Genomic DNA, 13,671 nt, shown 5'->3' with positions numbered 1-13,671 from the left:
ACTTAGAAGATATGGTAGAATAAAACATATTATTGAAAAGGTGTAGTGCTAAAATGGAAAATTTAGTAAGGAAAGTTGATTCGAAAGAACTTTTACTTTTGGTAGGCGCGCTTATATATGCTTCAGCTGCAGCAGTGTATCATCCTTTGATACTGTTAGCGTTGTTAGGCCTAGTGTACTTTGTTGTTAATAGGAAATTACTTTATTTATTCACTGTTCCTGTTTCTGTTCTTTATATATTTTATCTACCAGTAGGAAATAGTATGTTAAACATAAGTTTTATTCTTGTATTAAGCATAGCGATACTTTCATTACTATTGTCATTCAAATCTCATTTTAGTCAAAAAATTTCATGGATTTATATTGTCTATCTATTGGGATTGAGCACTGGTATTTTATATGCTCCTGATAGAGAATTAGGATTCAAATTAATGTTGATAAATATATTAGGCTTTTTAGTCATTTTAGTGGGTCAAAGGATTGCGGCTAAATCTTCTTCTATAAAATTGTTGGAAAGTTTATCTTTAATCGGTTTACCAATAGGTATACTGAATATCATTTTCTTGCTAATGCCAAATTTAGAGATCAGTTTCCTCCAAGGATCGATTTCAGAATTATTCATTGAACGCGGAACAGTAAATGCTTTATTCGATGCAGGTAAAAATAACATTTTAGATCCAAGTAAGGCAGGGACATTTTTTGTTAATACCAATGTTGCTGCTGTCTTTTTCGGTATTTTATTTTGGATAACATTAGCGGTTAGAATTCAAAGTAATAACAAGGCTCATAATATTACATTGTTTATTTATCTTGGTGCCTTACTAGCTACTAATTCAAGAGCAGGACTTATCGCTTTGTTATTCTCTTTTTTCTTCTTATGGGTATTGAATTCTAATAAGAAAAAAGCTTGGATTCGAAGCGTAATCCTTCTTTTACCTATAATCGTTATAGGGATATTGATTATGAATTCAGGTTATTTTGTTAATATTGTAGACCGTCTTAGTTTAAGTGCACTTCAGAATGACCCAAGGTGGATGATTTGGAATTTCGCATTATCAAATACTCCTTATATCCAAGGATTAGGATATGGAGGTTGGGAACAAATTTCATTTCGAATGGGACCGTACTTGGGTTCTTTCCCTCCTCATAATATTTATCTAATAGCCTGGACGTGGAGTGGTATAGTTGGAGTATTTTCATTATGTTTGCTCTTGTTTGGAGTGTTATTCTCTTCAACAAAGAAGTATAAGCAAACAAAGAATCCGCTATATCTTGCTTTAATTGGGTCTTATATTATCGTTATAGTCCAAGGTATGTTTGATAATTACTTTTTACATGATTACAGAATTTTGTTAATTCTATTTTTAATTACTGGTTCAATTTTGTACAAACCTATAAAAAAAGAAGGTATATAGAAATTGGCATCCTTTTAAGGATGCTTTTTACATTGCATTTGGAATAAACTGCGCGGTAACGAAGCAACTCCTCTTTCTGCGGAAGGCGCCCATTCGACTTGCTACTATTAAGTAGACGGCGAGGTGATAATCATGAAAGAGGAATACAGCAGAGCGATTGCCGAAATGCAAGCGAACCTCAACTTTTTAAGAGTCGAGCATACCGGCAATGAAGAATGCTTGGTGTTGATTGAAGAAATTGAAATGAATTTGGCGAAACTGAATATAAAAATCGGTAGCGTAGAAAACGAGGAGAGTACCCAATAGGGTGCTCTTTTTGTTTTGCATAAATTCAAGGACGTCCATGCGGGCGTTCTTTTTTATATACATTCAAAGAGAAAAAGGGGGGATACAGGATGCCAACTGGAGGCGACGGTATGTTTGAAACGGTTAAAGATCACGGAGAGCGAATCGGCATATTGGAAAAACGTGTTGAGAAAGTCGAAAACAATTACGTGAATCTTGAAAACACTATCTTAAAAGGCAATCAAGCGCAACAAGAATTTTTTCGTGACACGTTAAATAAACAGTGGGATTTAATTACCGAGCGCGATAAAAGCAAAGACGCACAGCGACAACGTGATCATGAAATACTGGTGGGCAAACAAGGCATCATTAAAGGGAATTGGGATAATGCATGGAAGATATTTGGCCAAGTAGCAGGTGCCGGAGGAGTTCTTTATATTGTTATTGAATTTTGGTTAACCAAATAAAGGGAGGAAACACAGATGAAAATCAATTGGAAAGTTCGTTTGCAACACCCTGCATTTTATTTTGCGCTTGCCGGTTTAATCGGGTTGATTTTAACGGATGCCGGTGTAGTGCCTGCAGGCAAATACGAGGTCTATGTTCAACTGCTCTTTGGTTTGCTGACAGCAGCAGGAGTCATTATCGATCCGACAACTGAAGGCATCGGAGATAGTGTAGATGCTTTACAGTACGAAAAACCAAGAGAGGATGTGGATTACTGATGAAGAAAGTCGTTGTATTCGCAGGACATGACCACGATACATGGGAGACACTTGGGGCCAAGGGAGTTAGAACAGATCTAGAGAAAGATGGCGTATACGAGGAGTTTGACACGAATTTTATTATTGCAAAAGGAACCGTAGAGCGCCTTCGCAAAGTTAAGGGACTCACTGTTTATTTCCCGCAGGAAAATGGGCGGAAGATGACACTAAAACAGCGTGTAGATTATGCCAATGAAATAGAGGCTGATTTGCTTGTCGATATCCATAGCAATGCTTCAGCCAGCCGAACAGCGACCGGTGCAGCGGCCTTTTATTGGAAGGGCAGCGAAGATGGCAAACGAGTAGCTGGTTATTATGCGTCGTTGCTTAACCAAAATGGCTTCCCGACATGGCAGGGCGGCACATTCGCTTCAAACCTTACGGATGGGTGGTCCGGTTTCTATATGCTGAGGTATTCGAATATGCCAGCAATTCTGACCGAGAACTTCTTCTTCACCACAAGAAGCGAACTTGAGAACTATCTGCTTAACCCAGTCGTTCAAACGAAGCTAATGAACATCCACGCTGAAATGGTTACACAGTATTTCGGCTTCGCATTTGAAGCATCTAAAACCGTAGAAAAGGAAGTGGTCCAAGTGAGCAAGAGCTATCTCGAAGAAGGCGATACAGGCGTTCAAGTTAAAACACTGCAGACGAATTTAAACGCAGCTGGTGCATCACCTAAGTTAACGGTAGATGGCAGTTACGGACCAGCAACGAAAACAGCGGTCATCGCATTCCAGAAGAAGTACAAGCTCGAAGTGGACGGGTATGCCGGAAAAGAGACGCAGGCGAAGCTGAAAGAAGTGATTGCGGCGGCTGAGAAGAAGGCAGCAGAAAAAAAGGCAGCCGCAGCAAAGCCAAAGTCGTATGACTTCCGTGTGGATATCAATGGCAAGAGAATCGGAACCTTTGGAGAATTGGAGAATATCCAGCGTCAGGTAAAAGATGCATTCGAATCAGGCAAAGAATTCCTTATGGTTCCTAAAAAATGATGATGTGCAAAAGCCCTCTACCAAATTAAGGTGGAGGGCTTTTTTTATTTCCTTAAATAGGATTGCCACAAGCAAAATGGTGGTATAGAATGAGAACAAACGTTCTTATTTTAAGGAGTGGACAGCATGAAAAATCTGAATAAGCATATGAAGCAAGTCGGGGATATCAAGGACAGGGGAACGTTGAAGTGGCAGGGGATGTTTTTGACAGAACATGTGCAGATGCTTCGAGAATTGGCCGAAGAAGATAAGAAGATGCCACAACCGAAACTAGACGAATATGACCTGCAGCTGATCCAGGAAGAAATGGCAATCGGGTTGCAGCGCAAATGCGACGCTATCATTCACACATGGAGAGATGGGGAAGTAACACGGCACCACGGAACGATTATCGACATTAACACTCAAAGCCGGATACTTACTTATGAGGATCCATTTAAAAAGCGCACCTTGAACATTGATGAGATTGTATCGATTAACTTAGTTGATTAAAAAACGAAGCCCTCCACCTAATCTGGTGAAGGGCATTTTTGATTCTAACCTAAAGTCTCACACAAACCCTCGCGCGATTAAAACAGTCTGGAAATGATTCATGGAGTACAAGCCCACTTATTATATAGTAGAAACTCAATTATAAATGAAAGCGAAAGGGTGGAAAAGTACGCTGGATTTCATCGCTCTTACGACGCTTGTAAAACTCATTAATTTTAAAATAAGGTTCGGAACGTTGTCCCAACAGCGTTCCGGGCTTTTTCATTTTGCATTTTTTACGAAACACAAGAATCCCAACAGTTCGGAAAAAGTTTACAAAAGCTTAGTCTGATAAATTCTTAAAGAACATATTTACAAAATGTGTAAATTTCATTAGTATAGGCATTAGAGTGTCTTCCTGGCCGGATTCTCTCTATATATAGAATGGAGGAAAAAGATGAAAAATGATTTTCTTCAACGCCTGCTTGCTTTGCACTACGTTTACCCGAAGCCGTTAAACAAATTGAACCTGCTGATGCAGGAAGACTTGCAGCTTGAACGGTTGCAGGAACTTTCCGCGCAACAACTATCACAGAAACTTTCAATCTCAGCCGCTTCCGCCGCGCGTTTAAAAACAGCTTTTGCTGATTCTTTGCGAATCCCCTTTAAAGACCTTTACTTTAAACATAAAATTACCCCCATATCTTATTTTCATCCCTTATATCCGAAAAGTTTGTTGGAGCTGATTGATCCACCCGCCATTCTCTACGCAAAAGGCCATATTGGTTTATTGGAGAATGAAAACCGGATTGCCATAATCGGTTCCCGGAAAGCGTCAAGCTATTCCCGGAATGCAATGGAGCTTATCATCCCGCCTCTTGTCGAAAATAACTTTATCGTGGTCAGCGGTTTGGCAAAAGGCGCAGATGCCATGGCGCACGAAACGGCGGTTGCTTTTGGCGGTTCGACGATTGCCGTCACGGGCAGCGGGTTTTTACATCCTTATCCAAAAGAGAACTTGAAATTGCATAATATAATAGAAGAAAATCATTTGATTATTAGCGAATATCCCCCTTATATGCAGCCGAAAAAGTGGAATTTTCCGATGCGCAACCGGATTATCAGCGGTTTATCCCGCGGCATAGTGGTGACAGAAGCTCAAACAAAGAGCGGTACATTGAGCACCATCGATCATGCAATAGAGCACGGAAAAGATATTTTTGCGGTGCCGGGAAATATTTTCTCTCCGCTTTCCGAAGGGCCTCATAAGTTGATTGCAGAAGGCGCAAAACCTGTCTGGAATGGCTGGCAAGTGCTCGAAGAATACAGAGAAATGACGGCCAAAAAATAGTTATCAAAACTAAAAGCCTTGCATTAAGGGAAAAACTGTTATACATTTTGCACAGGTAATTCTTATTTATACTATAGTTTTAAGAAACCTCTATGAGGAGGAATATTCATGTCGGATTTTTTAGTGATTGTTGAATCGCCGGCAAAGGCGAAAACAATTGAGCGTTATTTAGGAAAGAAATATAAAGTCCGGGCATCTCTTGGGCATCTTCGTGATCTTCCGCGGAGCCAAATGGCAGTTGACGTTGAGAATAATTATGAGCCTCGCTATATAACCATCAGAGGAAAAGGCCCCATCTTGCAAGATTTGAAAAAAGAAGCAAAAAAAGCAAAAAAAGTCTTTCTCGCGGCTGACCCTGACAGAGAAGGAGAAGCAATTGCATGGCATTTGGCTACAGCGCTCGGGATTGACCAAGACTCAGACTGCCGTGTCGTCTTTAACGAAATTACAAAAGATGCGATCAAAGAGTCTTTCAAACACCCTCGCCAAATTGATATGGACCTTGTGGATGCACAGCAAGCGAGACGGATACTTGATCGCCTAGTCGGATACAGCATCAGTCCGCTGCTCTGGAAAAAAGTCAAAAAAGGATTGTCGGCAGGACGCGTACAATCTGTAGCGCTCCGCCTGATTATCGACCGTGAAAACGAAATCAAAAATTTCGAACCTGAAGAGTATTGGTCAATTACGGGCCAATTCGAGAAAGCGAAGAAAAAATTTGAAGCGCAATTCTATGGCAGTTCAGCAGAAAAAACAAAGTTAAGCAACGAAGAAGACGTTAAAGCAGTACTCGCTTCGATGAATGGCAAAGACTTTACAGTGAACCGCGTGGTGAAAAAAGAAAGAAAGAGAAATCCTTCCCCTTCTTTTACAACCTCATCCCTTCAACAGGAAGCAGCCCGCAAACTTAATTTCCGTGCTAAAAAGACGATGATGCTAGCGCAGCAGCTATACGAAGGAATTTCGGTCGGCAAAGAAGGCGTTACAGGATTGATCACCTATATGCGTACCGACTCCACCCGTATTTCGGAAACCGCAAAAAAAGATGCTCTTGAGTTTATTCTGGGCCAATATGGTGAAGAATACGCAACAAAAACAGCAGCCGGAAAACAGGCGTCAACATCTCAAGATGCGCACGAAGCAGTCCGCCCGACAAGTGTTTACCGCACGCCAGAATCCGTAAAAAATATTTTGTCACGAGATTTATATCGGTTGTACAAATTAATCTGGGAACGGTTTGTCGCCAGCCAGATGGCTCCGGCAGTAATGGATACGGTAATGGCTGAACTGCAAAGCGGTGAAGCGGTCTTCCGGGCGAACGGCTCTCAAGTAAAGTTTCCTGGTTTTATGAAGCTATATGTTGAAGGGACAGACGACCAAGCGGATGAGAAAGACAATATTTTGCCAGATATGAATGAAGGCGATATTGTTAAAGCCGTAGATATCTTACCTAAACAGCATTTTACCCAACCGCCTCCGCGCTATACGGAAGCAAGACTGGTCCGGACGCTGGAAGAGCTGGGCATAGGCCGTCCTTCAACTTATGCGCCTACACTCGATACGATCCAGAAGCGTGGCTATGTAACCCTTGATGCGAAACGCTTTATTCCGACTGAGCTTGGCGAAATCGTCCATCAATTAGTGTCTGAATTCTTCCCGGATAATTTAAATATCGAGTTTACAGCGAAAATGGAACACGATCTTGACAGCATCGAAGAAGGGGAAATCGATTGGAGAGCCATCATTGATGCGTTCTTCCAAGAGTTCGAAAAAGACTTGGAAGTTGCTGAAAGCGAAATGGAAAAAGTCCAAATCAAAGATGAACCAGCAGGAGAAGACTGCGAAGTTTGCGGATCTCCGATGGTCTTTAAATTAGGCCGTTACGGCAAATTTATGGCTTGCAGCAATTTTCCGGATTGCCGGAATACAAAAGCGATCGTCAAGCATATCGGCGTTACTTGCCCAACTTGCAAAGAAGGCGAGATTGTCGAACGCAAAAGCAAGAAAAAGCGCATTTTCTTCGGATGTGAACGTTATCCGGAATGTGATTTCGTGTCATGGGACAAACCGATCGAACGCCCTTGTCCGAAATGCAGCCAATTGCTGGTTGAAAAGAAAGTCAAAAAAGGCGTTCAAATCAATTGCGTGAATTGTGATTACGAAGAAGAAGTTCAATAATTTATAGAGGTGTTATATGATGGAGAAAATTGTAAATGTTATTGGAGCCGGCCTTGCGGGAAGTGAAGCGGCATGGCAAATCGCTAAGCGCGGCGTAAAGGTACGCCTTTATGAAATGCGTCCGGTAAAACAAACACCGGCTCACCACACTGACAAATTTGCTGAATTGGTCTGCAGCAACTCGCTGCGCGCCAATTCGCTGACAAATGCAGTAGGCGTCATCAAAGAAGAAATGCGCCAACTGGATTCGGTTATTATTGAAGCGGCTGATAAGGCTTCTGTTCCGGCCGGTGGAGCCTTGGCAGTAGACCGCCATGAATTTTCACAAGCTGTGACCGACAAAGTGCGTAATCATCCACTAGTGGAAGTGATCAACGAAGAAGTGACTGAGATTCCGGAAGGCATTACGATTATCGCTACAGGTCCATTGACTTCTCCGGCACTTGCGGAAAAGGTGCGTAAACTCACTGGCGAAGAATACTTGTATTTTTACGATGCAGCTGCGCCGATTGTAGAAAAAGACAGTATCGATATGGATAAAGTTTATTTGAAATCCCGTTACGATAAAGGTGAAGCAGCTTACTTGAACTGCCCAATGACAGAAGAGGAATTCAAGCGGTTCCATACGGCATTAGTTGAAGCTGAAGTTGTGCCATTAAAAGAATTTGAAAAAGAAATTTATTTTGAAGGCTGTATGCCAATCGAAGTAATGGCTGCACGAGGCGAAAAAACATTAACGTTCGGGCCGATGAAACCGGTCGGCTTGGAAGACCCGAAAACAGGCAAACGGCCATATGCGGTCGTTCAGCTGCGCCAAGATGACGCAGCAGGCACGCTTTATAACATTGTCGGCTTCCAAACGCATCTTAAATGGGGGCCGCAAAAAGAAGTGCTCAAGCTAATCCCAGGTCTTGAAAATGTTGAAATTGTCCGTTACGGTGTTATGCACCGCAACACATTTATCAATTCGCCAAGAGTATTAGAACCGACGTACCAGCTAAAAGCAAACTCAAATATTTTCTTCGCCGGCCAAATGACAGGCGTTGAGGGGTACGTGGAATCAGCGGGAAGCGGACTCTTAGCTGGCATCAATGCAGCGAAACTGGCACTTGGCGAAGAGCAAGTAGTCTTGCCGGCAGAAACGGCACTTGGAAGCATGGCCCGCTATATCACAGAAGCGGACAGCAAGAACTTCCAGCCGATGAATGTTAACTTTGGATTGTTCCCGGATTTAGGTGAACGCATCAAATCAAAGCAGGAGCGTGCTGAGAAGCATGCTGAACGTGCACTAGCCGCAATTCAAAATTATATGAATACAGTGACTGTTTAATTGATAAAAGCCTCTAAATGTTGGTATAATTTAGAGGCTTTTGTATGTGCAGAAAGGTGGCCTTGTTATGGAGAAAGAAGAAATGCTTCGGTCTTTTATGACGTATATACAACTCGAGAAAAATTATTCCGAACATACGGTCCACCATTACGAACAAGATTTGGCAGGTTTTTTTCTGTTTTTAGAAGGAGAAGGCATTCAGGATTTGAGTGAAGTCGAGTACCTGCATGCTAGAAATTATGTAACCAAATTATATGAAGCGAAACTGACCAGAACCACAATATCGAGGAAAATTTCCGCAATTCGCTCGTTCTTCCGTTACGGCAGCCGGGAATTCGGATTAAGTGAAGCGGCGTTTCGCTCGCTCTACCATCCCAAAAAAGAAGAACGGCTTCCGCAATTTTTTTATGAAGAAGAACTTGAGGTGCTCTTTAAGTCAACTCAAGGAGAAGATAAACTTTCTATCCGGAATTCAGCATTGCTTGAATTGCTTTATGCGACAGGGATGCGGGTAAGTGAGTGTGTCAATATCCGGATGCAGGATTTGGATCGCCGCATCCAAATTGTCAAGGTTATGGGAAAAGGGCGGAAAGAGCGCTACATACCATACGGCCAGTTTGCGCATGACGCATTGGAACATTATATTGAAGAAGCGCGTCCAAAGTTGATGAAGAACCAATCGCATGAAAATTTGTTCGTTAATAACCGGGGGGAAGCACTAACGGATAGAGGCATCAGGCATATCTTAAACGAATGCATGAAAAAGGCTTCTGTCAATTCCGTAATTTATCCTCATATGATTCGGCATACATTTGCCACGCATCTACTAAATAACGGGGCAGATATGCGGACTGTGCAAGAGTTGCTTGGGCATTCGCATTTGAGCTCGACGCAAGTATATACGCACGTAACAAAAGAACATTTAAAGAAAACGTATTTGAATTCACATCCAAGGGCTTAGAAAGGGGATTTCACTATGCACGAATTTCACGCAACCACGATATTTGCTGTACAACATAATGGCGAATGCGCCATAGCAGGGGACGGGCAAGTAACGTTCGGCAACGCTGTCGTCATGAAGCACACTGCGAGAAAAGTCCGGAAATTGTTCAATGGACAAGTATTAACTGGATTTGCAGGTTCAGTCGCAGATGCCTTTACGCTTTTTGAAATGTTCGAAGGCAAATTGACCGAATACAACGGAAATCTTCAACGTGCAGCTGTGGAACTGGCCAAGCAATGGCGCGGCGATAAAATGCTCCGCCAGTTGGAAGCTATGCTTATCGTTATGAATAAAGACGAATTGCTGCTTGTTTCCGGTACAGGCGAAGTAATTGAACCGGATGATGGCATTTTAGCGATCGGCTCAGGCGGCAATTACGCATTGGCAGCCGGGCGAGCTTTGAAAAAATACGCTGGCGACAATATGACGGCAGCGCAAATCGCGAAATCGGCTCTTGAAACAGCGGCCGACATATGCGTTTACACCAATCATCAAATTATCTTGGAGGAGTTGCCAAAATGAAAACCCAGACAGATTTAACTCCTAGACAAATAACAGATCATCTGGACCGTTACATCGTAGGACAAAAAGATGCAAAGCGCTCCATAGCAATTGCTTTGCGGAACCGCTACCGCAGAAGCCGCCTTGAAGAAGAGCTTCGCGATGAAGTGATTCCCAAAAACATACTTATGATCGGACCGACGGGTGTCGGAAAAACCGAAATTGCCCGCCGGATTGCAAGGCTAACAGGAGCTCCGTTCATTAAAGTTGAAGCAACCAAATTTACAGAAGTGGGCTATGTTGGCCGCGATGTAGAATCGATGGTTCGCGATTTAGTGGAAGCGGCGGTAAGAATCGTCAAGGAAGAAAGGTTTGAAGCCGTCAAAGCACAGGCGGAAGCAGCGGCGAACGAACGGATTGTCAAACTGCTTGTGCCCTCTCTTAAAAAGAAGCAAAACAATCAAAATCCATTAGAGATGCTATTTGGCCAAAAGATGGAACAAGAAGACGATGATGCAACAGCGGAAGTGGAAGTGCGGGTAAAGCGCCGGGAAATTGCGGCTGACCTGAAAGCTGGCAAACTCGAGGATGAATGGGTGACTGTCGAAGTGCTCGAGAACATGCCGTCCATGTTTGATGCGCTCCAAGGTTCGGGAATGGAACAAATGGGCGCCAATATGCAAGACGCGCTGTCGTCGCTAATGCCAAAGAAAAAGAAAAAGCGGCGCCTTCAAGTAAAAGAAGCCCGCCGAATTCTAACAGCCGAAGAAGCGGCAAAACTGGTCGATGATGAAGAAGTGGCTTCAGAGGCAATTGAGCGCTCTGAACAGCATGGCATCATTTTTATCGACGAGATGGATAAAATTGCAAGCAAAAACAATTCCTCATCTGCAGACGTTTCAAGAGAAGGCGTTCAGCGAGATATTTTGCCAATAGTGGAAGGCTCTACAGTGGGCACCAAATATGGAGCTGTGAAAACGGACTATATGCTTTTTGTGGCAGCAGGTGCTTTCCACATGTCGAAACCTTCTGATTTGATTCCTGAATTGCAAGGCCGGTTCCCGATCCGCGTAGAATTGCAGAAGCTTGAAGTCGGCGATTTCGTGAAAATTTTGACAGAACCAAGGCATTCATTGATAAATCAATATAAAGCACTTCTCGAAACAGAAGGTATTATGGTAAACTTTACTGATGCCGCAATAACTAGACTGGCTGAGATTGCTTATGAAGTAAACCAAGACACAGACAACATCGGCGCGCGCCGGCTCCATACCATCCTGGAGCGGCTGCTTGAAGATTTGTCTTTCGAAGCATCAGAGATATCACCGGCACAAATTGATATCACACCTCAATATGTGAACGAAAAGCTTGAAAATGTGGCAAAAAACAAAGATTTGTCACAATTTATTTTGTAATCCGAGTCAGAATAGTATCATTAAAGATTAAAAACCTTTAGAATATTGAATAAACACGGTGTAAATATGTAGGAGGTTCATTAGAATGAATTTATTGGAAAAAACAAGACGCATTAACTCTATGCTACAAGCAGCGGCGGGCAAGCCGGTTAACTTTAAAGACATGGCTGAAACGTTGAGCGAAGTTATTGAGTGCAACGCATTCGTCGTAAGCCGCAAAGGGAAATTGCTTGGCTTTGCAATCAACCAGCAAATCGAAAACGATCGTATGAAAGGGATGTTGGAAGAACGCCAATTTCCTTTGGAATATACACAAAACCTTTCAAACATCACTGAAACTTCCGCTAACTTGGACGTAAACAGCGAACACACGATTTTTCCTATCGAAGAACGTGAACTGTTTGAAAAAGGCTTGACTACGATTGTTCCAATCATCGGCGGAGGAGAGCGTTTAGGGACACTTCTTCTTGGCCGCGTCAACGAAGAATTCCAAGACGACGATTTGATTTTGGGCGAATATGGCGCAACAGTGGTTGGAATGGAAATCCTGCGTGAAAAAGGCGACCGCATCGAAGAAGAAGCACGCAGCAAAGCTGTTGTACAAATGGCTATTTCTTCTCTATCTTACAGTGAGCTTGAAGCGATCGAGCATATTTTTGAAGAACTAGACGGCAACGAAGGCTTGCTTGTTGCTTCAAAAATCGCAGACCGCGTCGGCATCACTCGTTCAGTAATCGTTAACGCACTTCGCAAACTTGAAAGTGCCGGTGTTATCGAATCACGCTCTCTAGGAATGAAAGGGACATACATCAAAGTATTGAACACAAAATTCCTGGCAGAACTAGAACAATTGAAAATGAACTAATTAAAATCAAAAGGCGCCGGAGCTTATCCGGCGCCTTTTTTTCTTGCTTGAAATTTCCCGTCGATATTCCGTTAAGCTGAGTGGCTTCGGGTCCATAACATATTTGTTGAGAAGCGCTGTGCCAACTTGTTTTCTGCAGACAACTGTTTTCTCAGGGCCAAGGGATGGATAAGAAGTTATAAAATTTTAAAAGACCAATTTATAAGAGAAACATGTTGCGGTATGCATATAGACCGTGCTATAATTTCAAATGGTGTTAAATACACACGCATTTCGATTTGATTCGTAGGTGCTTATCTTAATAGTCACGGTTCAGAGAAGAAGAATGCGGAGGAAAAATAACCTATCAGGAGGAAACACACAATGTCAGTAATTTCAATGAAACAATTGCTTGAAGCTGGTGTGCACTTTGGCCACCAGACTCGCCGTTGGAACCCGAAAATGAAAAAATACATTTTCGTAGAACGTAACGGTATCTACATCATCGACCTTCAAAAAACAGTCCGTAAACTTGAGGAAGCTTATAACTTCATGAAGCAAGTGGGCGAAGAAGGCGGTAAAGTTTTGTTCGTAGGAACAAAAAAACAAGCTCAAGATGCGATCAAAGAAGAAGCTGAACGCTCTGGCAACTACTACATCAACCAACGCTGGTTGGGTGGTACACTTACTAACTTCGGTACAATCCAAAAACGCGTTAATCGTTTGAAACAAATCGAGCGCATGGAAGAAGATGGAACGTTTGAAGTTCTTCCGAAGAAAGAAGTTGTTCAATTAAGAAAAGAACACGAACGCCTTGTTAAATTCCTTGGCGGTATCCGTGACATGAGTTCACTTCCGGACGTTATGTTCGTAGTTGACCCACGCAAAGAACGCATTGCAGTAGCGGAAGCTATGAAATTGAACATTCCTATCGTAGGTATCGTTGATACAAACTGCGATCCGGATGAAATCGATTATGTAATCCCTGCAAACGATGATGCAATCCGCGCGGTTAAATTATTGACTGGCAAAATGGCTGATGCTTTGCTTGAGTCAAAACCGGAAGAAGACGAAGAAACTCCAGCTGAAGCTGCTGAGTAATTCACAAGTATGACAGGT

At 42.6% G+C, this 13,671-nt stretch carries 14 protein-coding genes; all 14 read left to right on the top strand.

Translation table 11 applies throughout. The features are described from left to right. The first annotated feature begins 53 nt into the window (after positions 1-53). The 14 genes from FQV28_RS08275 to rpsB all read left to right on the top strand — a co-directional run bounded on the left by FQV28_RS08275 (position 54) and on the right by rpsB (position 13,653). On the top strand, positions 54-1,415 hold the full coding sequence (locus FQV28_RS08275) for an O-antigen ligase family protein (protein ID WP_146495426.1): 1,362 nt from the start codon (positions 54-56) through the stop codon (positions 1,413-1,415). Positions 1,416-1,547: 132 nt separating this feature from the next. Beyond that, positions 1,548-1,721: a hypothetical protein gene (locus tag FQV28_RS19165; protein ID WP_186763816.1), complete on the top strand. Its 174-nt coding sequence runs from the start codon at positions 1,548-1,550 to the stop codon at positions 1,719-1,721. A gap of 89 nt (positions 1,722-1,810) precedes the next feature. After that, positions 1,811-2,167, top strand: coding sequence for a hypothetical protein (locus FQV28_RS08270; protein WP_146495424.1), 357 nt, complete (start codon positions 1,811-1,813; stop codon positions 2,165-2,167). 15 nt (positions 2,168-2,182) lie between these two features. After that, positions 2,183-2,425 carry a phage holin gene (locus FQV28_RS08265; RefSeq protein ID WP_146495422.1) on the top strand — a complete coding sequence of 81 codons (243 nt, stop codon included), beginning with the start codon at positions 2,183-2,185 and terminating at the stop codon, positions 2,423-2,425. After that, positions 2,425-3,459, top strand: coding sequence for an N-acetylmuramoyl-L-alanine amidase (locus FQV28_RS08260; RefSeq protein WP_146495420.1), 1,035 nt, complete (start codon positions 2,425-2,427; stop codon positions 3,457-3,459). The genes FQV28_RS08265 and FQV28_RS08260 overlap by 1 nt, the downstream gene beginning before the upstream one ends. 126 nt (positions 3,460-3,585) lie before the next feature. Continuing rightward, a complete protein-coding gene (locus FQV28_RS08255; protein ID WP_146495418.1) occupies positions 3,586-3,951 on the top strand; it encodes a YolD-like family protein in 366 nt (121 codons plus the stop codon). 436 nt (positions 3,952-4,387) lie between these two features. Next, the gene (dprA, locus tag FQV28_RS08250; protein ID WP_146495416.1) at positions 4,388-5,281 is read left to right on the top strand and encodes a DNA-processing protein DprA; all 894 of its coding nucleotides are present in this window, start codon (positions 4,388-4,390) and stop codon (positions 5,279-5,281) included. Between the two features lie 108 nt (positions 5,282-5,389). After that, the gene (gene topA, locus FQV28_RS08245; protein ID WP_146495414.1) at positions 5,390-7,459 is read left to right on the top strand and encodes a type I DNA topoisomerase; all 2,070 of its coding nucleotides are present in this window, start codon (positions 5,390-5,392) and stop codon (positions 7,457-7,459) included. A gap of 16 nt (positions 7,460-7,475) precedes the next feature. Beyond that, a complete protein-coding gene (gene trmFO, locus FQV28_RS08240; RefSeq protein ID WP_146495412.1) occupies positions 7,476-8,789 on the top strand; it encodes an FADH(2)-oxidizing methylenetetrahydrofolate--tRNA-(uracil(54)-C(5))-methyltransferase TrmFO in 1,314 nt (437 codons plus the stop codon). Between the two features lie 67 nt (positions 8,790-8,856). Next, a complete protein-coding gene (xerC, locus tag FQV28_RS08235) occupies positions 8,857-9,750 on the top strand; it encodes a tyrosine recombinase XerC (protein ID WP_146495410.1) in 894 nt (297 codons plus the stop codon). 15 nt (positions 9,751-9,765) lie between these two features. Further along, positions 9,766-10,314, top strand: a complete 549-nt coding sequence (gene hslV / locus FQV28_RS08230) for an ATP-dependent protease subunit HslV (RefSeq protein WP_146495408.1) — start codon at positions 9,766-9,768, stop codon at positions 10,312-10,314. Continuing rightward, on the top strand, positions 10,311-11,708 hold the full coding sequence (gene hslU, locus FQV28_RS08225) for an ATP-dependent protease ATPase subunit HslU (protein WP_146495406.1): 1,398 nt from the start codon (positions 10,311-10,313) through the stop codon (positions 11,706-11,708). Before hslV ends, hslU begins: the two co-directional genes overlap by 4 nt. 85 nt (positions 11,709-11,793) lie before the next feature. After that, positions 11,794-12,573: a GTP-sensing pleiotropic transcriptional regulator CodY gene (gene codY, locus FQV28_RS08220; protein WP_146495404.1), complete on the top strand. Its 780-nt coding sequence runs from the start codon at positions 11,794-11,796 to the stop codon at positions 12,571-12,573. A gap of 363 nt (positions 12,574-12,936) precedes the next feature. Then, entirely contained in the window at positions 12,937-13,653 is a 717-nt protein-coding gene (gene rpsB / locus FQV28_RS08215; RefSeq protein WP_146495402.1) for a 30S ribosomal protein S2, read from the top strand. Positions 13,654-13,671 lie beyond the last annotated feature (18 nt).

The organism is Planomicrobium sp. CPCC 101079 (genome assembly GCF_007859275.1).
Lineage (GTDB): Bacteria > Bacillota > Bacilli > Bacillales_A > Planococcaceae > Planococcus.
This window is presented reverse-complemented; position numbering and strand designations above follow the sequence as displayed.